Origin of the sequence: Streptomyces lasiicapitis (genome assembly GCF_014646335.1) — a bacterium.
Lineage (GTDB): Bacteria > Actinomycetota > Actinomycetes > Streptomycetales > Streptomycetaceae > Streptomyces > Streptomyces lasiicapitis.
Genome location: NZ_BMNG01000002.1, coordinates 696,020 through 717,793, shown reverse-complemented (window position 1 = coordinate 717,793; position 21,774 = coordinate 696,020). Strand labels below are relative to the sequence as shown.

General features: G+C 72.5%; 9 protein-coding genes. 2 read left to right on the top strand and 7 right to left on the bottom strand.

Annotation, left to right across the window (positions count from 1 at the left end):
* A partial coding sequence (locus IEY91_RS05935; RefSeq protein WP_189173120.1) for a hypothetical protein occupies window positions 1-284 on the bottom strand: 284 nt, incomplete at its 3' end.
* A 346-nt stretch (window positions 285-630) separates the two neighbouring features.
* Here IEY91_RS05935 and IEY91_RS05930 point away from each other — a divergent pair.
* Complete coding sequence (locus tag IEY91_RS05930) at window positions 631-831, top strand: hypothetical protein (RefSeq protein ID WP_164318046.1); 201 nt, start codon at window positions 631-633, stop codon at window positions 829-831.
* Window positions 832-999: 168 nt separating this feature from the next.
* Here IEY91_RS05930 and IEY91_RS05925 read toward each other — a convergent pair whose 3' ends face one another.
* The 5 genes from IEY91_RS05925 to IEY91_RS05905 form a co-directional block, all read right to left on the bottom strand.
* The gene (locus IEY91_RS05925; protein ID WP_164318047.1) at window positions 1,000-1,740 is read right to left on the bottom strand and encodes a thioesterase II family protein; all 741 of its coding nucleotides are present in this window, start codon (window positions 1,738-1,740) and stop codon (window positions 1,000-1,002) included.
* Between the two features lie 108 nt (window positions 1,741-1,848).
* Window positions 1,849-2,967 (bottom strand): agmatinase family protein, encoded by a 1,119-nt coding sequence (locus tag IEY91_RS05920; protein WP_164318049.1) that lies wholly within the window; start codon window positions 2,965-2,967, stop codon window positions 1,849-1,851.
* Window positions 2,968-3,049: 82 nt separating this feature from the next.
* Complete coding sequence (locus tag IEY91_RS05915; RefSeq protein WP_189173119.1) at window positions 3,050-4,321, bottom strand: cytochrome P450; 1,272 nt, start codon at window positions 4,319-4,321, stop codon at window positions 3,050-3,052.
* Window positions 4,321-5,274, bottom strand: a complete 954-nt coding sequence (locus IEY91_RS05910; protein WP_189173118.1) for an ACP S-malonyltransferase — start codon at window positions 5,272-5,274, stop codon at window positions 4,321-4,323. Before IEY91_RS05910 ends, IEY91_RS05915 begins: the two co-directional genes overlap by 1 nt.
* A 124-nt stretch (window positions 5,275-5,398) precedes the next feature.
* Window positions 5,399-6,835, bottom strand: a complete 1,437-nt coding sequence (locus tag IEY91_RS05905; RefSeq protein ID WP_189173117.1) for a class I adenylate-forming enzyme family protein — start codon at window positions 6,833-6,835, stop codon at window positions 5,399-5,401.
* 275 nt (window positions 6,836-7,110) lie between these two features.
* Between IEY91_RS05905 and IEY91_RS05900 the strand changes: the two genes are divergently transcribed.
* Complete coding sequence (locus IEY91_RS05900; RefSeq protein WP_229696729.1) at window positions 7,111-8,763, top strand: ArnT family glycosyltransferase; 1,653 nt, start codon at window positions 7,111-7,113, stop codon at window positions 8,761-8,763.
* A gap of 154 nt (window positions 8,764-8,917) precedes the next feature.
* On the opposite strand, the gene IEY91_RS05895 is transcribed toward IEY91_RS05900, so the two are convergent.
* Entirely contained in the window at window positions 8,918-21,736 is a 12,819-nt protein-coding gene (locus IEY91_RS05895) for a type I polyketide synthase (RefSeq protein ID WP_189173116.1), read from the bottom strand.
* Between the last annotated feature and the right edge of the window lie 38 nt (window positions 21,737-21,774).

The following is a 21,774-nucleotide window of genomic DNA, read 5'->3' as shown; positions in this document are numbered from 1 at the left end:
ACCAACACCACCACCACAACCACCTGCAACCCCAACCCCGCCCACGGCCCAAACCGCGGATGGCCCTCGTGGTGGGTCTCGTTCCAGACGGCCACGACGACGTTCAGCGCGATCAGGACGGTGAGGAGAACGATGTCGGAGGAGGTGGGGCGCAGCGAGGGGCGCTTGCGGGACCGTTTGCCCGAGCGTTGCGAGGGTTGGCCGGTGGCCTGGGCGGAGGACTGGGCGGGCGTCTCCTGGGACTCCTCGGGCCGCTGTTCTCCGGCCGTCCTGGCTGGCTGCACGACAAGCCCACCCCCGTACATGTCGGCTTCGCGCTCAGTGGGTCGTTGAGAGCTTAATGCGTTGCGGGGCCAGACCGTAATCCCGCGTCTGACCTGGGACTTTAACGCCCTCTTAGCGGCTTTCGCGAGGTCCGTGCGGGGTCCGGGCCGCCGCGGTCGTGTCGCCGCGTCGCGCGGCGCACCAGGCCCACGAGAGGGGGAACGCCGTTCTCGGTCACTACTTTCGTCGGTAGTGGTACCTACGTTTCCCTCTGCCCGGCCCCGGACGCCCACCGGTTGAATAGTTCTTGTTGGCAGAGCGGGAAGCACAAGACTGCTCACCCGAACAGAAATTTTGAGGAGCGACATGCTGTGGGTCGGCATCGTCCTGGCGGTTCAGGGATTCGGTTCATTCCTGACCGAGCGCATTTGGGACACAAAATTCGGTGTCACGGCATTGCTGGGCGATGACGCGCCCTCGTGGGTGAGCCTGGCGATCGGCGTAGTGGGTCTCGTCATCCTCGCGTTCTGTGCGAGTTCACGTTCCCGTAAGGCCGTACACAACTAGCACGACAGTCGTACACAACCACACAACAAAATCTCCCTCCCCCGGGTGTTTTTGCCTCCCCTGCTGCCGCAGGGGACACAGATTCCCGGTGGCCGGTTCTCCCCCGTAACCGGCCACCGGGTTTTTTCATGCCCGCAAGATCCGCAAGATCCGCGGACTGCGCGGGATCTACGAGGTGAAGTGCGCCTTGAGGATCGCGATGACGTCCGGGGCGTTGTCGGTCAGGTAGAAGTGGCCGCCGGGGAAGACCTTCATGTCGAAGGTGCCCAGGGTGTGCGGCTCCCAGGCGCGCGCCTCGTCGAGGGTCGTGCGCGGGTCGTCGTCGCCGACCAGGACGGTGATGGGGCTGCCGATCTGCGCGCCGGGTTCGGCGCGGTAGTTCTCGATGGCGGTGTAGTCGCTGCGGATGGCGGGCAGCACCATGCGCAGCACCTCGTCGTCGCCGAGGATCCGCGGGTCGGTGCCGCTGAGCTTGCGCATCTCGGCGATGACGCCGTCGTCGTCACGCTGGTGGACGTTCTCGGGGCGGTGGCTGGAGGGCGCGCGGCGGCCGGAGGCGAAGACGTGCGCCGGGGCCCGGCCGGTCCGCTCCAGGCGGCGGGCCACCTCGAAGGCGAGCACGGCGCCCATGCTGTGTCCGAAGAAGGTCAGCGGCAGCGAGGTGTCCGGGCGCAGCACGTCGGCGATGCGGTCCGCCATCTCGGCGATCGTCTCGATGCCCTTCTCGGTGTGGCGGTCCTGCCGGCCCGGGTACTGCACGGCGACCACGTCCGCGACCTGGCTGAGGGCGGCCGAGACGGGGAAGTAGAAGCTGGCCGAACCGCCCGCGTGCGGGAAGCAGACGAGGCGGGCGGCGGCGTCGGGCGTGGGGTGGTAGCTGCGGAGCCACAGGTCGGCTGCTGTCGTCATGACGGGGTTCCATCCATGGTCGTCGGGGTGTTGGTACGTCGGTACGTAGGGACACGACGAAGGCGGGCCGGGGGCCCGCCTTCGTCGTGAGCGCGCGGTGCGCGGGGGTTACTTGAGCGGGAAGCGGACTTCGCCGGCCACGATCGGGTTCGCGTAGTTCTTGCTGGAGATCTTGATCCGGTTCAGGGCGAGACCGGTCAGTGCCTCGAAGACGGCCCTGCGGGCGTTCATGGCGGTGGAGTAGCCCGCGTCCAGGTGCGGGGCGACCTCGACGACGTCCATGCCGATCAGGTCGGTCTCGTGCGCGATGCGGCGCAGGGCCATGAACAGTTCGCGGGTGTTGAGCCCGGCGGGCTCGGGCGTTCCGGTGCCGGGCGCGAACGCGGGGTCGAGGACGTCGATGTCCAGGGAGAGGTAGACGTGGTCGGCGACCGCGCGGGCCTCCTCGATGACCTTGTCGATGACGGCGGCGAAGCCGACGCGCTCGATCTCGGCCATGAAGTGCGAGCGCATGCCGGCCCGGCGCATCCAGTTGAACAGCTGGTCGTCGGGGCCTGAGATGGTGCGGATGCCGACCTGGATGATGTTCGGACCCGGCACCATCTCCTCGTCGATGAGGCGGCGGATCGGCGTGGTGTGGGTGGCGCGGTGCCCGAACAGCTCCTCGTGGCAGTCGGGGTGCGCGTCGAAGTGGATGACGGCGATGGAGCCGCGTCCGTGGACCTCCGACAGCGCGCCGACGCTCGGCCACAGCAGCGAGTGGTCGCCGCCGAGGACGACGGGGCGCGCCCCGACCTCGGCGATCTCGCGGACCAGGCCGCGGATGGGCTCCATGGACCGGGTGATGTCGAAGGGGTCCACGGCCGCGTCGCCGTAGTCGACGACCTTCAGGACGTTGAACGGGTTGACGCGGGTCGCGGAGTGCACGAAGCCCTCGGGCGTGGCGTACAGGTAGCGCTCGTCGGCGCGGATGGCGCGCGGCCCGTAGGCGGCGCCGCGGTGCCCGCTGGAGACGTCCACGGGGCAGCCCACCACGGCCACGTCGACGCCGCCCGCCCGCAGGTCCTCCTGGTTCAGCGCGAGGGGGACGCCCATGAAGGTGGGCACGCCCGAGTAGGCCGGCTGGGAGTAGTAACGGCGCAGGTCGATGGGGCCGGGGTCGCGCCGGGGGAAGGTGGAGCGGTCGACCTCCCGCCGCCAGGCCTCGGACTCGGGTGTCTCGCTCATCTCTCTCCTCGGATACGCGGGTTCGTACGCGACGGGCGCGCGCCCCGCCGGTGGTGCTGGGGATAGCGGTGGCGGGCTTCGGTCACGCGGGGGTGCCGGTCACGGGCAGCCGCGTACAGCCGCTGATCACCGGCGAGCTGCGGCGCCGCACGGGACCTGCGACCCGCAGGTCGGGCAGCCGTTCGGCGAGGACGCGCAGCGCGGTCTCGCCCTCCATGCGGGCCAGCGGGGCGCCGATGCAGTAGTGGATGCCGCCGGAGAACGACAGGTGCTCGGCCGGGTTCTCGCGGGTCAGGTCGAAGCGGTCGGGGTCCTCGTACGCCTCGGGGTCGCGGTTGGCCGCGCCGATCAGGACGACCACGGAGCTGTCGGCGCGGATGTGGTGTCCTGCGAGCGCGATGTCCTCGTGCGGGACGCGCTGGGCCTGCAGGGCGGGCGAGTCGTAGCGCAGGGTCTCCTCGACGGCGCGCGGCGCGAGGTCCGGGTCGTCGCGCAGCAGGTCCCACTGGGCGCGGTCGCCGGTCATGGCGAGGACGGCGTTGCCGATGAGGTTGGTGGTGGTCTCGAAGCCGGTGACCGCGAGGACCGTGCAGAAGGCGAGCAGTTCCTCGGTGCTGAGCTTGCCCTCGCCGTTGGCGACCGTGAGGCGGCTGATGAGGTCGTCGCCGGGGTCGTTGGCGCGCATCGCGATGAGCTCGGTGAAGACCTGGTCGAGGTCGTCGACGGCGCCGCGGAACTCGCGCGCCATCTTCAGGGACTTGACGCCGTCGATGACGGGGCCGACCTTGCGTCCGGCGTGGATGAACCGCTCGTGGTACTCCTCGGGCACGCCGAGGAGTTCACCGATCACGAGCAGGGGCAGCGGTCCGGCGAAGTCCTCGATGAGGTCGAAGCCGTCGCGGGCGGACAGCTCGTCGAGCAGGCCGTGGCAGAGCTTCTCCACCTGGACCCGGTACTTGCTGATCATCCGGGGGCCGAAGGCGGGCTGCGCGAGGCGGCGCAGGCGGGTGTGGTCGGGCGGGTCGAGGCCGAGGATGGAGCTGTTCCAGGGGATCTCCTCCATCATCTCGTGGCCGGGCACGCCGCCCTGCTCACGGTTGAGGAACAGCGAGCGGTCCCGCAGGATGCGGCTGCCGAGCTCGTGGCTGCCGGTGACCCAGGCGCCGAGGTGGCTGCGGTGGATGGGGCCGCGCTGGCGGACCTTCGCGTACAGCGGGTACGGGTCCTCCTGCCCCTGGAGCAGGCGCGTGAAGGGGTCGCCGAAGACGCCGAAGGCGCGCAGGATCGCGCGGGTCGCGCCGAGCTTGGCGCTGAACTTGAAGCCGGCCGACTTGCTGTCCATGAGCGTGGCCATCACTGCTCCTTGCGAGAGGTGGTCCTGGCGGGCCGGAGGGCCTGCTCCGGTCCCAGTGCCACCACGTCGAAGGCGCGGGTGGTGACGTCGAGGCGGTGGATGAGCCGGTCGGGTCCGGTGACATGGACCGTGCGCACGCCCATGCCGCGCAGGGTGTCCACGACCGGGTGCCAGCGGACCGGGTGGTCGAAGGTGTCGAGGAGCAGGGTGCGCAGTTGGTCGGCGCGGGTGATCAGGGCGCCGTCGTGGTCGGCGACCAGGGGCAGTTCGGGGTCGGCGACGTCGAACTTGGCGAGGACCTCCTCCTCGACGCGGGCCCGCAGGCCGGTGAGGACGCGGCAGTGCGCGGGCGGCTTCATCGAGTACAGCGAGTAGCCGCCGACCGCGCTGATGCGGCGCTGGAAGGACTCCAGGACCTGCTCGCGCATCGTGACCATGTGCATGCCCTCGTCGAGGTGGCCGGAGACCTCGTGGAACTCACCGCGCTCGGCCAGCTCGCCGAGTACTTCGTCGAGAGCCGCCTCGGGGACCCGGGTGATGGTGAGCGTCACCAGGTCCTGGTGCTGCTCCTCGAAGAACCGCTGTTCGCACAGGGCGAGTTCATGGGTGAAGCGGACGGCCTCGGCGAACGGCAGGGCACCGCTGAACGCGGTCGCGGCCTTCTGGCCGAAGCTGAAGCCGACGCAGACGTCGGGGGCGAGGCCCTGGGTCTCGACGGCCCGGTCGGCCAGGGCCACCGAGTTGATGAAGAAGGCGACCTGGGCGAACGCACCGAAGTCCGTTCCCGCGGTGCGGAATTCGTCCAGGACCGAACGGCCGAGGGCGTCGTCGGCGGCGGCGAGGCGCTTGCGCACGAAGGGGTCGATCATCATGAACTTGCCCACGTCGGTGAAGCGCGAGGGCCCCATGCCCGGAAACACCACGGCGCTGCGTGCCTGGTCGGTCGTCATCATGTCCGCTCTGTCTGGTCCGTCGGGTGGTTCTGGTGGTACGTGGCTGGTGCGCCGGTCTCCCGGGAGCGGCCGGCCGTTCGCGCAGGGGGCAGTCGTACGCGAACGGGGCCGCACCCGGGGGGTCTCAGGCGGAGGCGGCGAGTTCCGCCGTGGCCCGTTCGGCCGCCCGCTGTTCCAGGGCGCGCCGGTCGGGCTTGCCGTTGCGGTTGAGGGGGAAGCTGTCGATGACGACGACCCGGTTGGGGTGCTCGTACGAGGGCAGGGCGTCCTTGATGCGGGCGCGCCACTCGGCGGCGTCCCGTCCCGACGGGTCCTCGACGAAGAAGACGAGTTCGCAGCCGCGGGCGTCGTCGGGCAGGGCCACCACCTTGACGGCACAGCCCGCCACGGCAGCCCTCCGCTCGATGATCTCCGGGTAGAGCGTGTATCCCATGCGGTGCACGGCGAGCTTGCGCCCGGCCACGAAGAGGTTGCCGTCCGCGTCGACGTGACCGAGGTCGCCGGTGCGGTACCAGCCCTGCTCGACGGGGGCCAGGGTGCCGTCCTCGGCGAGGTATCCGGCCATCATGTCGGGGGTGTCGACGACGAGTTCGCCCATCTCCCCCGCCGCGAGGACGTTGCCGTCGTCGTCCTGGACCGTCAGCTCCAGGCCCTTCATGACCCGGCCGCAGGCGACCGGGTTGTCGATGGTGGCGAAGGCGATGTTGCCGAGCTCGGTGCTGCCGTAGCTGTCGAGCAGCGGCTTGCCGAAGGACTCGACGTACGCGTCGGAGAGGGCCGGGTCGAGCGGGGCCGCGCCGCTGCAGAACATGCGTACGTCGCCCAGGGCCGCGCGCACGTCGGCCTTGCTCCGGGCGAGGTTGAGCATGCTGCGGTAGGTGGCCGGGGTCGCGTCGATGACGGTCACGCCGCACTGGCCGCCCATGAGCAGCGACCGGTCGAGCCGCCGGTGCGGCGCGACGATCAGGGAGCACTCGGCGAGCCAGGCGATGAGGACCATGGACAGGCCGTACTGGTGGGCGAAGGGCAGCAGCGGCAGCAGGACGTCACCGGGGCCGTGGCCCATGTGGTCGGCGTTGCGCCGCAGGTTCTCCAGGAAGCGGCCGCCGTTCTTCACGACGCCCTTGGGGGTGCCGGTGGAGCCGGAGGACCACATGATCAGGCCGTCGGGCAGCGCGCACCAGGCGTCGAAGTCGAGGGCCGGCTCGGTGGGTACGAGGCCGGACGCCTCGACGAGCAGCTTGTACAGGTGGACGGCGTCGCGGGTCTCGGCAGGCACGGGGGCGTCGTCGTCGTACAGGCACAGCTTGGCGCGGGTGCGCTCGACGATCCGCGCGGTCTCGCGCGCGTGCTCCTGCTGGTCGACGAGCACGATGGAGGCGCCGACGTGCATCAGCGCGAAGAACGCGTTCAGCCAGGCCGCCGAGTTGCCGGCCTTGAGCAGCACCCGGTCACCCGGGCCGATGCCATCCGCGCGCAGGACCATCGCGACCCGCAAGGTGTCCTGCTCGAATTCGGCGAAGGTACGTGCCGAATCCCCCGTGAATATGTTAGGTGTCATCAAAGCCGCCCCCTTTCCCAGTTCTGAGAATCTTCGGGCACGATAAGGACGTTAAGGTCGAGCATTTCTCCCGCCCCCGGAAGTCGGGCTCGGCCAAGTCGCCGAGGACCTACGGTAGAAGCTAGGGAGACTGCCTGGGCAGCAGAACCCCTATCTTCCCCCTAGCACCCCCTGAGCAGTCAACTTGCCGCTTTCAGGGGCGAGCTGACGGGCTGTGCCAAGCGCTACCTTCGACGGTGTTTACGCCCTGTACCGCATAAGCCGCGGAGGCCCCGGTGGGAGTTCGTACGGAACCCGGTCAAGTACCGGATCAGGAACAGAATAAGGAAAGCCTGGGAGCGACGGCAGTCCAACAGGAGGAAAACCCTCAATCAACGGAAGGAGCGCGGCCACCGGAGGATTCCACGAAGCCGCCGGAAAGCTCCGGCACCGCAGCCGCACAGCCGCCGGACGGCTCCGCGCCACCGTCCTTCGCCGGGCGCTGGGTCGGCGCGGTCGCGGGCGCGTCCGGCCTCGCACTGCTCCTGGTCAGCACGCGGTACGGATTCCAGGGCGACGAGCTCTACTTCCTGGGCGCCGGGAAGCACTTGAGCTGGGGGTACGCGGACCAGCCGGTGCTGCTTCCGCTGCTCGCCCACGGCATCGACGCGGTGACGGGCGGCTCGCTGTTCGCGCTGCGGCTGCTGCCCGTGCTGCTCACGGTGGCGGGAGTGCTCGTCGCCGCGCTCATCGCCCGCGAGTTCGGCGGGGAGCGCCGCGCGCAGCTCCTCACGGCCGCCGCCTACGGCTTCGCGCCCGCCGTCCTGATCAGCGGGCATGCGCTGTCCACGATGGCCGTCGACCTGTTCCTGTGGACGCTGGTGAACTGGCTCCTGGTGCGCTGGGTGCGCACCCGCGAGGACCGGCTGCTGCTGTTCGCGGGGCTTGCCACGGCTCTGGCGCTGCAGGGCAAGTATCTGATCGTCGGCTTCTGGGCCGTGCTCGCCGTGTGCCTGTTCGTCGCCGGGCCGCGTGAGCTGCTGCGCCGCAAGGCGCTGTGGATCGGCGCGGCCGTCGCCCTGGTCACCTCGCTGCCGGGCCTCGTCTGGCAGGCGCGGCACGACTGGCCGCAGCTGGAGATGTCCTCCGTCCTCGCCGACGAGGGCATCCTCGGCGGCCGGGCGGGCTTCCTGCCGTATCTGATCGTGCTGTCCGGCGGCGTCTTCACCGTCGTCCTGGTCTACGGCCTGGTGCGGCTGCTGCGCTCGCCGCAGCTCGCGCCCTACCGGTTCCTGGCCTGGACGTTCCTCGGTCTGACGGCCGTGTTCCTGGTCACCGGCGGCCGGCCCGCGTACGTCGTGGGCGCCTTCGCGCCGCTGTGGGCCGCGGGCGCGGTGGAGCTGGCGCGCGGGGGCGGTGCCCGCTGGTGGCGGTGGCTGGCCGCGTGGCCGGTCGTCGCGCTGACGGCGCTGGTGGCGGTGGCGCTCTCGCTGCCGGTGTATCCGGTGTCGCAGGTCACCAAGACCGAGCAGCCCGAGAACAACCCGATGACCGCAGAGACCCTGCGCTGGCCGAAGCTGATCGACGCCGTCGACAAGGCGAACCGGTCGCTGCCCGCCGCCGAGCGCAAGCGTGCCGTGGTGGTCACGCAGTACTACCAGGAGGCGGGCGCCGTCGACCACTTCGGCCCCGACCGGGACCTGCCGCCCGCCTACAGCGGCCACCGCGGCTACTGGTACTTCGGCGCGCCCTCCGACTCCTCGGGACCCGTCCTGTACGTGGGCTCGGACGTCGCGAAGCTGAAGCCGTACTTCTCGTCGGTGAAGAAGGCGGCGACGGCCGCGGGCGGCCCCGGCGAGAGCTTCGTCGACGGCGTTCCCGTGTGGGTCCTCGACGGCCGGACGAAGCCGTGGTCGGACATCTGGAAGGACTACGGGCACTTGTCCTGACGCTTCATCGGCTTGCCCTTCCTGACGCTTTCATCAGCGTCGCCTCACGCGGACGGCCCCGCCCCCACACATGTGGGGACGGGGCCGTCGTGCTGTGCGGCCGTCGGGCTCCGGGGCGCGACGGGCCGCTCGCCGGCCGGTCGCGCCCCGGTTCTCAGAGCTTGTCCAGCCACTCCTCCACGGCCCGCGCTGTGGTGTGCGAGTGCTCCTCCATCACCGTGAAGTGCGTTCCGGGTACGTCCACCGCGGTGTGCTCCAGCTTCCAGGACGGCCGCCAGTCGTACTCCTTGGTCCACTCCACGAGCGGCTCGCCCGCCCGGACCAGGAGGGTCGGCGCCTCGATGGCGTCGGGCAGCAGGCCGAGGAACATGTAGCGGGCCATGGCAGTCACCCAGGCGTCGCCCCAGTCGTTGTCGTCGTCGCCGTTCTCGGCCCCGGGCACCGAGTCGTAGCGGTCGCTGAGCTGCTGCCCCATCGCTGCGGCCATGTCGCCGAGCGCCTTCTCCTCCACGTACGTGTCCACGAGCACCACACCCGCGGGCGCGGCGCCGCGGCTCTCCAGCTCCCGCGCCACGGCGTGCGCGACGAGCCCGCCGGAGGAGTGGCCTGCGAGTACGAACGGCTTGCCGCCGGTGCTCCGCTGCACGGTGTCCGCGTGCAGCCGCACCAGCGCCTCCTTGTCGGCGGGCAGCAACTCGCCCTCCAGGAAGCCGGGGTGGGTGATGACGCTGACATCGCGCCGGTCGCGGAAGTACGCGCCGAACCGAGCGTAGTCGTACGCGCTGGAACGGCCCACGAACGACGTGAACAGCACCACACCGACCGGGTCGTCGCCCCGGGCCAGCGTGAACGGGGCGCGCGGTGCGCCCAGTTCGGCCTCGCCGGTGAAGGAGGCGCGGAACTGCGCCATGGTCCGCAGGAGCGGGATCAGGTCGTCGGCGCGGCCCTGGCGCGCGGCCTCGTCGTACAGCTCGGCGAGGCCGGTGGCGGGGCGGGGGTCGGGGGCCGGGGGTGTGGCGGTGGTGGCCGTGCCCGGTTCCAGGTGTGTGGCTTCGGACTGCTGCGGGCGCGTCGGCTGCTGGTCTCCCGTCCGCGTCGCCCCGGCCTTGCGGGTGCGCTCCGGCTGTCCGGCCGCCGCGGTCCGCTCGCGCGCCGACGCCTTGTCCCGGACGGCCGCCGGTGCGGCCTGGTCCAGGTCGGTGGCGATCCGGTCGGCAAGGGACCTCGGGGTGGGGTTCTGGAAGACGAGGGTCGCCGGGAGACGCAGGCCGGTGGCGGCCATGAGGCGGTTGCGCAGTTCGACGCCGGTGAGGGAGTCGAAGCCGAGCTCCAGGAACCCGCGTTCGTCCTCGACCCGGTCGGCGGAGGCGAGGCCGAGAACGGCCGCCGCCTGGTCCCGGACCAGCGCGAGGAGCAGGTCCGCGCGCTCGGCGCCGGACGCGGCCGCCAGGCGGCGCGCGAACGCCTCCGCCTCCGAGGCCGCGGCGCCGACGGCGGCCCGCCGGGCGGAGACCCGCACCAGGCGCCGCAGCAGCGGCGGCACGGCCTCCCCCTGCCGTGCGCCCGCGCGCAGCGCCGCCGTGTCGAGCCGTACGGGCAGCAGCAGCGGGGCACCCGAGGAGCGGGCCGTGTCGAAGAGGGCGATGCCCTCCGCCGAGGACAGCGGCAGGACGCCGCCGCGTGAGATCCGGGTGCGGCGGGCCTCGTCGAGGTGGCCGGTCATCTCGCTGCTCTCGGCCCACAGGCCCCAGGCGAGCGCCGTCGCCGGTACGCCCCGTGCGCGCAGGTGGTGCGCGAAGGCGTCGAGGAAGGCGTTGGCCGCCGCGTAGTTGCCCTGTCCGGGGCTGCCGAAGGTGGCGGCGGCCGAGGAGAACAGGACGAACTCCGCCAGGTCGTGCCCGGCCGTCAGCTCGGCGAGGTTCAGGGCAGCGTCCAGCTTCGGCCGCAGCACCGCGTCCACGCGCTCGGGCGTCAGGGACGCGACGAGTGCGTCGTCCAGGACTCCGGCGGTGTGTACGACGGCGGTCAGCGGGTGCGCCGCCGGGACCGTGGCGAGGGCCGCGGCCAGCTCCTCGCGGTCCGCCGCGTCGCAGGCGACGACGCGGGCCTCGGCGCCGAGCGCCGCCAGTTCGGCGACGAGCTCGGCGGCACCCGGGGCGGCCGGGCCCCGGCGACTGGTGAGGAGGAGGTGCCGGGCGCCGTGCTCGGCCGCCAGGTGGCGGGCGACGAGGGCACCGAGGGTGCCGGTGGCGCCGGTGATGAGGGTGGTGCCTTCGGGGTTGGGGGTGAGGGTGGTGTCGGTGTCCTGGTCGGTGGCCGGAGGGGCGGCCGGAACAGTGGACGGGACGGTTGCGGGCACGAGTCGGGGTGCGAGGAGCTTTCCTCCACGTACCGCCAACTGCGGCTCGTCCAGGGCCAGTCCGGCGACCAGCGCGGTGACCGCGAACGGCCCCTCCGCGTGGTCCACGTCGAACAGCACGCACCCGGCGCCGTCCGGTCCGCCCGCCTGCTCGGACTGGGCCGAGCGGGCCAGGCCCCACAGCGGGGCGTGGGCGAGGTCGGGGGCGTCGCCGTCGGTGGCGGCCATCGCGCCGCGCGTCAGGAGGACCAGGCGGGTGGCGGCGAGACGTGCGTCGGACTGCCAGGCCTGGAGCAGGCCCAGGGCTTGGGCCAGGGCGGCGCGGGCCTGCTCGGCGGTGGCTTCGGATTCTGCGCCGCGCCCGCTTCCGTCGGCACCTGTGCCTGCGTGCGCGAAGGTGACGAGCACCGTGTCCGGGGCGTCGGCTCCGGCGTCGAGGGCCGTGTACAGGGCGTCGGCATCGGCGTACGTCGCCAACTCGGCGCCGGACAGGGCGAGTTCGGCCCCCACATCCAGCGGGTCTGGCCCGACTGTCGCCCAGTTCGCGCCCGCCACCTCGGCCGCGCCCGCCGTCACCGGCGTCCACTCGACGCGGAACAGCGCGTCCCGGTGGCCGCCGTCGGAGGCGGTCCGCAGGTCGCCGGGGGCGACCGGGCGCAGCTCCAGGGAGTCGGCGCGGGCGACCGTCGCGCCGGTGTCGTCAGCGAACAGCAGCTCCACGCCGCCGGTGCCGGCGGGCCGCACGCGGACCCGCAGGACGGTCGCGCCCTGCGCGGTCAGGGTGACCCCGCTCCAGGCGAAGGGCAGCCGCACCCCGTCGGCCTCCGCGAAGGGCGCGAGGGCCACGGCGTGCAGGGCGGCGTCGAGGAGCGCCGGGTGCACGCCGAACGCGCGGGCGTCCTGGTGTTCGCTCTCGGGCAGGTGCACCTCGGCGTAGACGGCGTCGCCCGCGGGGTCGCGCCAGGCGGCGCGCAGCCCCTGGAACGCGGGGCCGTAGGCGAGCCCGCCTTCGGCAAGGCGGTCGTAGAACCCTTCGGTGTCCACGGCTTCGGCGCCCTCGGGCGGCCACACGGCCAGTGCGCCGTCGTCGTCAGCAGACGTGTACGCGTGGGCGCCGAGGGTGCCGGTGGCGTGCCGCGTCCAGAGGGCGTCGGTGGCGCCCTGGGTCCGCGAGGACACGGTGAGCGGGCGCCGCCCGCCCGCGTCGGGCGCGCCGACCCACACCTGGAGGACGACGGTGTCGTCCTCGGCGACGACGAGCGGCGCGTGCAGGGTCAGTTCGTCGACGAGGTCGCAGCCGACCTCGTCGCCGGCGCGCAGGGCCATCTCGACGTACGCGGTACCGGGCAGCAGCACGGTGTCGCCCACCGCGTGGTCGGCGAGCCAGCCGTGGGTGCGGCGGGTGAGACGGCCGGTGAGCACGTACTGGTCGGCGTCGGCGAGTTCCACGCAGGCGCCGAGCAGCGGGTGTCCGGCCGACTCGATGCCGACGGCGGTGACGTCGCCCGTTCCGGGGGCGGCGGGCTCGGGCCAGTAGCGCTGCCGCTGGAAGGCGTACGTGGGCAGCTCGACGGTGGTGCGGGCGCCGGGGAAGAGCGCCTGCCAGTCGAGTTCGGCGCCGTGGACGTGGGCCTCGGCGAAGGACGCGGCGAGCCGGTCCGGGCCGCCTGCGTCGCGGCGCAGGGAGCCGAGGGCGACGGCGCTCGCGTGCGGCGTGGCGTCGACGGTCTCCTGCACCGGGACGGTGAGGACCGGGTGCGGGCTCATCTCCAGGAACAGCGCGTGCCCTTCGGCGAGCAGTCCGCGCGTGGCGTGCTCGAAGCGGACGGTGTGGCGCAGGTTGCGGTACCAATACCCGGCGTCCATGGGGGTGTCGGCGTCCAGCCAGTTGCCCGTGAGCGTCGAGTACAGCGGGACGTCGGCGGCCTGCGGGGCGACCCCGTCGAGCGCCGCGCCGATCTGCCGCTCGATCTGCTCCACGTACGAGGAATGCGAGGCGTAGTCCACCGGGATGGTCCGGGCACGGATGTCCCGGGCCGTGCACTGCGCGACCAGTTCCTCCAGCGCCTCGGGGTCGCCGGAGACGACCACTTGGGAGGGGCCGTTGACGGCGGCGATCTCGATGCGGCCGGACCACGCCTCCAGGAGCGCCTCGGTCTCGTCCTGCGGCAGGACGAGGGAGACCATGCCGCCCTGACCGGACAACTCCCTGATGGCCTGGCTGCGCAGGGCGACGACGCGCGCCGCGTCGCGCAGGGTCAGGACGCCCGCGACGCACGCGGCGGCGATCTCGCCCTGGCTGTGGCCGACCACGGCCGACGGCTGCACGCCCGCCGCCTGCCACGCCGCCGCCAGCGACACCATCACGGCGAACAGGACGGGCTGGACCACGTCCACCTCGTCGAACCGGTCGCCGCTCAGCTCCTCGACGAGGTCCCAGTCCACGAACTCGGCGAGCGCGTCCGCGCACTCCTGCATGCGCTCGGCGAACACCGGGCTGGACGCGAGGAGTTTGCGAGCCATGCCCGCCCACTGCGAACCCTGCCCGGGGAACACGAACACCGGGCGGACCGTACCGCTCTGGGCACGTCCGGTCACCACGTTCTGCGCGTTCGCGTCGTCGTCCCGGGCCAGCGACTCAAGCCCGGCAAGGAGCTCGTCCCGATCCGCGCCGAGCACCACACCCCGGTGCTCGAACCGCGACCGCGAAACCGCCAACGACCAAGCCAGATGGCCCAGTTCGAGGTCCGGGTGTGCCGCGAGGTGGTCCCGCAGCCGGTCCGCCTGACCGCGCAGCGCCTCCGGGGTCTTCCCGGAGAGGGCCAGCGGCACGACACCCGCCAGCACCTGAGCCGGTGCGACATCCCCGGCGGGCTCGTCGGACTCGGGCTCTTCGCCCGGCGCCTGCTCCAGGATGACGTGCGCGTTGGTCCCGCTGATGCCGAAGGACGAGACGCCTGCCCGGCGCGGGGCGCCATCCGCACGTCCCGGCCAGTCACGGGCCTCGGTAAGGAGCTCCACTCCCCCGCCGGTCCAGTCGACCTCGGGGGTCGGGGCGTCCACGTACAGCGTCTTCGGCAGGATGCCGTGGCGCATCGCCATGACGGTCTTGATGATGCCGCCGACACCGGCGGCGGCCTGGGTGTGGGCGATGTTGGACTTCAGCGAACCGAGCCACAGCGGCCGGTCGTCCGTGTGGTCCTTGCCGTACGTGGCGATGAGGGCCTGGGCCTCGATCGGGTCGCCGAGGGTGGTGCCGGTGCCGTGTGCCTCGACGGCGTCGACGTCGGCGGGCGTGAGGCGGGCGTTGGCGAGGGCGGCGCGGATGACGCGCTGCTGGGAGGGACCGTTCGGCGCGGTGAGGCCGTTGCTCGCGCCGTCCTGGTTGATCGCGGAACCGCGTACGACGGCGAGGACCTGGTGGCCGTTGCGGCGCGCGTCGGACAGCCGCTCAAGGACGAGCATGCCGACGCCCTCGCCCCAGCCGGTGCCGTCCGCCGACGCGGCGAACGACTTGCAGCGGCCGTCGGGGGCGAGGCCCCGCTGACGGCTGAACTCGGCGAAGGAGGTGGGGGTCGGCATGACCGCCGCGCCGCCCGCGAGCGCCATCGTGCACTCGCCCTGCCGCAGCGCCTGCACGGCGAGGTGCAGCGCGACGAGCGAGGAGGAGCAGGCGGTGTCGACGGTGACGGCGGGGCCTTCGAAGCCGAAGGAGTACGAGAGGCGGCCGGAGGCGACGCTCGCCGCGTCACCTGTCATGACGTAGCCCTCGACGCCTTCGGCGCCGTTGAGGGTGGTCGAGTAGCCCTGGGTCGACAGGCCGACGAAGACGCCGGTCTCGCTGGCGCGCAGCGTCGACGGCACGATGCCCGCCCGCTCGAACGCCTCCCAGGATGTCTCCAGGAGGAGCCGCTGCTGCGGGTCCATGGCGAGGGCCTCGCGCGGGTTGATGCCGAAGAACTCGGGGTCGAACGCGTCGGCGTCGTGGAGGAAGGCGCCGGTGGTGACGTACGTCAGTCCCTCGTCGCCGTCCGCGTCGCCACCTTCGAAGCCCGCGGGGGCGGTGACGTCCCAGCCCCGGTTCTCGGGGAACCCGGTGAGGCCGTCCTCACCGGCGAACACCATGCGCCACAGGTCCTCGGGCGAACGTACGCCGCCGGGGTAGCGGCAGCTCATCGCGACGACGGCGATGGGGTCGTCCTGCCCGGCCGCCGGGTCGGCGGTGGTCCGCGCGGCGGCGGGGGCGGTGGTCTCCGGGAGCGAGCCGAGGAGTTCCGTCCGCAGGTGGCCCGCGAGGGCGACGGGTGTGGGGTAGTCGAAGACGAGGCCGGCGGGGAGGCGCAGCGCGGTGGCGGCGCCGAGCCGGTTGCGGAGTTCGACGGAGGTGAGGGAGTCGAAGCCCAGCTCCTTGAACGCCTTGGCGGCGTCGACGGATTCGGGCGACGGGTAGCCGAGTACGGCGGCGACGTTGCCGCGTACGAGGTCGACGAGGAACTGTTCGCGCTCCTCGGCGCCGAGCCCGGCCAGGCGCTCGGCCAGGGATTCCTGTCCGTCGGCCGCCGGGGCGCCGCCCGCTTGCGCGGCGGCGGCCTTGCGGACCTGGGTGCGGATGAGGCTGCGGAACAGCGGGGGTACGTCGGCGCCGAACTGCTGCCGGAGAGTGTCCGTCTCCAGCTTCATGGGGACGAGGGCGCCGTCGGGCTGGGCGAGGGAGGCGTCCAGCAGGGCGAGGCCTTCGTCGGCGGACAGGGCGGCTACTCCGGCACGGTTCATGCGGTCGATGTCGCCCTCATCCAGGGCTCCGGCCATGCCGCCCTGGTCCGCCCACAGACCCCACGCGAGGGAGGTCGCCGCGAGGCCCTGGGCACGGCGGTGCTGCGCCAGGGCGTCCAGGAAGGCGTTGGCGGCCGCGTAGTTGGCCTGGCCCGCGCTGCCAAGCACACCGGCCGCGGAGGAGAACAGCACGAACGCCGACAGGTCCAGGTCGGCCGTCAACTCGTGCAGGTTCACCGCCGCGTCCACCTTCGGGCGCAGCACCGTGTCCAGACGCTCGGGCGTCAGCGCGGTGACCACGCCGTCATCGACCACGCCCGCGACATGTACGACGGCGGTGAGCTCCCCGCGTACGCCTTCCAGGAGGGCTTCGAGTGCCGCACGGTCAGCGACGTCACAAGCCGCGATGGTGACGCGGGCGCCCAACTCCTCCAGCTCGGCGCGGACTTCACCCGCACCGGGGGTTACCTCACCCCGGCGCGAGACCAGCAGCAGATCACGTACACCGTGATGCCCCGCCAGGTGCCGGGCAACAACACGCCCCAGCCCACCCAGCGCACCCGTGACGAGAACAGTCCCCTGCCCGTCGAAGCGCGGCAGCAGCGTCAGCACCACCTTGCCCACATGACGGGCCTGGCTCAGATACCGGAACGCCTCCGGAGCCCTGCGCACATCCCACGCCTTCACCGGCAACGGCTCCAGCACACCCTGATCGAACAGGGACAGCACCTCCGCCAGCATCTCCCGGATACGGTCACGTCCGGCGTCGATCAAGTCGAAGCTGCGGTAGGTGACTCCGGTGTGCTCCTCAGCGATGGTGTCCGGGTCGCGGAGGTCGGTCTTGCCCATCTCCACGAAACGTCCGCCGCGCGGCAGCAGCCGCAGCGAGGCGTCCACGTACTCCCGTGCCAGGGAGTTCAGTACGACGTCGACGCCCCGGCCCTCGGTCGTCTCAAGGACCGACGCCTCGAAGTCCAGGGTGCGGGACGACGCGATACGCGCCTCCTCGACCCCCAACTCCCGCAGTACGTCCCACTTCCCGGCGCTCGCGGTCCCGTACACCTCCGCACCGAAATGCCGCGCCAACTGCACCGCGGCCATGCCCACACCACCGGCAGCCGCGTGCACCAGAATCGACTCGCCCGCTTCCAGGCCCGCCAGATCCCGCAGCGCGTAATACGCCGTCAGGAACACCGTCGGCACCGACGCGGCCTGCGCGAACGACCAGCCCTCCGGCATCCGCGCCACCATCCGCGCGTCCGCCACCGCGAGCGGCCCGAACGCGGCCTCCAGCAGACCGAGGACCCGGTCGCCGACGGCCAGGTCGGTCACCTCGGCGCCGACCTCGACGACGACACCGGCGCCCTCGGTGCCCATGACGGCGTCGCCGGGGTACATCCCCAACGCGATCAGCGGGTCACGGAAGTTGACGCCTGCGGCGCGCACCTCGACCCGTACCTCGCCCGCACCCAGCGGCCTGCCGCCGGACACCTCGGCGTCGTCGGACACGGGCAGCAGCGCCAGATTCTCCAGCGTGCCCCGGCCCGTGACCCCCAACTGCCAGGTGTCGCCCGCCGGGACCGCGAGCACGCCACCACCGGCGCGCACGAGTCGCGGCGCCCACACCACGTCCCCGCGCACCGCCACCTGCGGCTCGTCCAGTTCGAGCGCCCCGGGCAACTGCCCCAGAGCAGCCGCCGAGCCGTCGACGTCGACCAGGGCGAGCCGCCCCGGGTTCTCCGACTGCGCCGACCGCACCAGACCCCACACCGGGGCATCCACCAGTCCGGCCGCCGACACGACATCACCGGAGCCCACACCCACGGCACCCGACGTCACCACCACCAGACGTGAGCCGTCGCCGCCGTCGAAGGCCAGCCACTCCCCCACGATGCGCAAGGTGTCGTACAGAGAAGCACGCACGGACTCGGCCGCGTCCCCGTCACGCGCCTCAGCACAGCAGGTCACGAACACGGACTCCGGGACAGTGGCGCCGCCGTCGACCGCCGCGGCCAGCTCGGCCACGTCGGCGTACGCCGCCACCGTCGCACCGGTGCCTTCCAGCGCGGCGCGCAGCCCCAACTCGTCCGTACCCAGGACGGCATAGGCACCGGCCGACACGGAGCCAGGCGCGGGCACCACGTTCCAGTCCACGCGGAACAGCGAGTCATGGCGAACGCTCTGCCCGGCGTCCGTGTCCGGTGCGGCGATGGGCCGCAGGACGAGGGAGTCGACGGCGGCGACCGGTGCGCCGGAGGCGTCGGCGATGGACAGGGAGACGCCGTCGCTTCCGGCGGCGGTGAGGCGGACGCGCAGTTCGGAGGCGCCGGTCGCGTGCAGGCTCACGCCGGTCCAGGAGAACGGCATGCGGCCCTGCTCGGTGTCGGACACGAAGGTGCCGAGGCCGAGCGGGTGCAGGGCGGCGTCGAGGAGCGCCGGGTGCAGGCCGTACTCGGCGGCGTCGGCGCGCTCCTCGTCGGGCAGCGCGACCTCCGCGAAGAGTTCGTCGCCGCGCCGCCAGACCGACCGCAGCCCTTGGAACGCCGGGCCGTAGCTGAATCCGGCGGCGGCGAGGCTGTCGTACAGCGCGTCGGTCTCGGCGCGTTCGGCGTCGGCCGGGGGCCACTGGGTGAGGTCGGCGTCGGCGGGACGGGCGGCCGGGGCGGGGGCGAGGGTGCCCGTGGCGTGGCGCTGCCAGGGCTCGTCGGACCACAGGTCCTCGGAGGAGGTGTCTTGCGGGCGGGAGTAGAGGTTCACCGGGCGGCGGCCGAAGGTGTCGGCGGCGCCGACGGCGAGCTGCATCTGTACGGCGCCGCGCTCGGGCAGCACCAGGGGCGCCTGGAGCGTCAGCTCCTCCAGGTGGGCGCAGCCGACGCGGTGCCCGGCGTGCAGGGCGAGTTCGACGAAGGCCGTGGCCGGAAGGAGGACCGTGCCGCCCAGGGCGTGGCCCGCGAGCCACGGGTGGGACGCGAGTGAGAGCCGGCCGGTGAAGAGGTAGCCGTCCATGTCGGCGAGCGCGACGGCGGCGCCGAACAGCGGGTGCTCCGCCGGGTTCAGGCCGGTGGCGTGGACGTCGCCGGTGCCGCCGGTGCCGGGGCGCGGCCAGTAGCGCTGGTGCTGGAAGGCGTACGTGGGCAGGTCGACGCGGGCGCGGGACTCGGCCGGGGCGTACAGCGGTGTCCAGTCGACGTCGACGCCGCGCACGTGAGCCTTGGCGAGGGCGGTGAGGAAGGTGTCGGTTTCCGGGCGGTCCTTGCGCAGGGCGGAGATCAGGCCCGCCTGCGTGACCGGGTCGGTGAGGGTGTCGTGGGCCATGGCCGTCAGGACGGAGTCGGGGCCCAGCTCGAGGAGGGTCGACACACCGAAGTCGGTGAGGGCGCCGAGGCCGTCGTGGAAGCGGACGGCCTCGCGGATGTGGCGGACCCAGTAGTCGGGATCCTTCAGCTCGTCGGCGGTGGCGAGGCGCCCGGTCAGGTTCGACACGACCGGCAGGGCGGTGTCCTGGTAGGTGAGGTTCTCGGCGACCTTGCGGAAGTCGTCGAGGACCGGGTCCATGAGCGGGGAGTGGAAGGCGTGCGAGACCTTCAGCCGGCGCACCTTGCGGCCCTCGCCGCGGAGCTTCTCCTCAAGGCCTTCCAGAATCTCGCGGTCACCGGAGAGCACCACCTGGGCGGGGCCGTTGACGGCCGCCACACCCACCCGGTCGGACATGCCCTCCAGCAGCGGGAGGACGTCAGCCTCGGCTGCCTGCACGGCGAGCATCGCGCCGCCCTCGGGCAGCGACTGCATCAACCGGCCGCGCGCGGCGACCAGTTGGGCCGCGTCCTCCAACGACCAGAGCCCGGCTACGTACGCGGCTGCCAGCTCGCCGATCGAGTGCCCGCCCACGATCTCCGGCCGTACCCCGAAGGACTCGGCCAGGCGGTACAGGGCCACCTCCATCGCGAACAGCGCGGGCTGCGCGTAGCCCGTCTGCTCAAGGAGTTCGGCGTCCGCGCCGAACATGACGTCCTTCAGGGGCCGGTCGAGGAGCCCGTCGAGGTGCGCGCAGACCTCGTCCAGCGCGTCCGCGAAGGCGGGGAAGGTCTCGTACAACTCCCGTCCCATGCCGATGCGTTGGCTGCCCTGGCCGGTGAAGACGACCCCGAGGCGGCCCTCGACCGTCGATCCGGACACCACGGCCGGACCGTCACCGCCGTCGGCCACGGTCGCGAGGCCGGACAGGAAGTCCGGCCGCTCGCGGCCGAAGAGCACCGCCCGGTGTTCGAGCTGGGACCGCCCCGAGAGGAGCGTCCAGCCCACGTCGACGGGGTCGAGGGCGGCGTCGGCCGTGACGTGGTCGCGCAGCCGGTCGGCCTGTGCCCGGAGGGCGTCCGCGCTGCGGCCGGACACCAACCATGGTGTCGCAGTGGATAGAACGCTCGTTTTAGCGGAGACAGTAGGTTCCGCCGCCGGGGCCTGCTCCACGATCACGTGGGCGTTCGTGCCGCTGACGCCGAACGACGAGACACCCGCGCGGCGCGGGCGTGCGGCCTCCGGCCAGGCACGGGCCTCGGTCAGGAGCTCGACGGCCCCCGCCGACCAGTCGACGTGCGTGCTCGGGCGGTCGGTGTGGAGGTTCTCGGGCAGGACGCCGTGCCGCATCGCCATGACCATCTTGATGACGCCCGCGACACCCGAAGCGGCCTGGGTGTGGCCGATGTTGGACTTCACCGAGCCGAGCAGCAGCGGCCGGTCGGCGGGGCGGTCCTTGCCGTAGGTGGCGAGGAGGGCCTGGGCCTCGATGGGGTCGCCGAGGACCGTTCCGGTGCCGTGGCCCTCGACGGCGTCTACGTCGTCGGTGGCGAGGCGGGCGGCGGCGAGGGCCTGGCGGATGACGCGCTGCTGGGACGGGCCGTTGGGCGCGGTGAGGCCGTTGCTGGCGCCGTCCTGGTTGACGGCGGAGCCACGTACGACGGCCAGGATCTCGTGGCCGTTGCGGCGGGCGTCGGAGAGGCGCTCCAGGGCGAGGACGCCGACGCCCTCGCCCCAGCCGGTGCCGTCGGCGGCCTCGGCGAAGGGCTTGCAGCGGCCGTCGGAGGCGAGGCCGCCCTGGCGGCTGAACTCCGCGAACGCGCCGGACGTCACCATCACGGCGACGCCGCCGGCCACGGCGAGGTCGCACTCGCCCTGGCGCAGCGCCTGCGCGGCCAGGTGCAGGGCGACAAGGGACGACGAGCAGGCGGTGTCGACCGTGACCGCCGGGCCTTCGAGGCCGAAGACGTACGACACGCGGCCGGAGATGACGCTGGAGACGTCGCCGGTGAGGAGGTAGCCGTCGACGTGGTCCGGCGACGCCATGAGGGCGGGGCCGTAGCCCTGGGCGGTGGCGCCGACGAACACTCCGGTGCGGCTGCCGCGCAGCGAGGCCGGGGGGATCCCGGCGCGCTCGAAGGTCTCCCACACGGACTCAAGGAGGAGCCGCTGCTGCGGGTCCATGGCCATGGCCTCGCGCGGTGAGATGCCGAAGAAGGCGGCGTCGAAGTCGCCCGCGTCGTAGACGAAGCCGCCGCCGCGCTCGGGACCGTCCTGGCCGTCCGCCCCACCCTCGGTGCGGCCGCCCAGCGCGTCGACGTCCCAGCCGCGGTCGGCGGGGAAGGCGGAGAGCGCGTCGCGTCCGTCGGCGACGAGCCGCCACAGGTCCTCGGGGCCGCGTACGGCGCCGGGGTAGCGGCAGCTCATGCCGACGATGGCGACGGGCTCGGGCTCCTCCGCCTCGGCTTCGCGCAGCCGCTGGCGCGTCTCGTGGAGGTCGGCGGTCACCCGCTTGAGGTAGTCGAGGAGCTTCTGCTGGTCCGCCATCGGAAATTCACCTGTTCGCTTAGTCACTGAAAAACCGC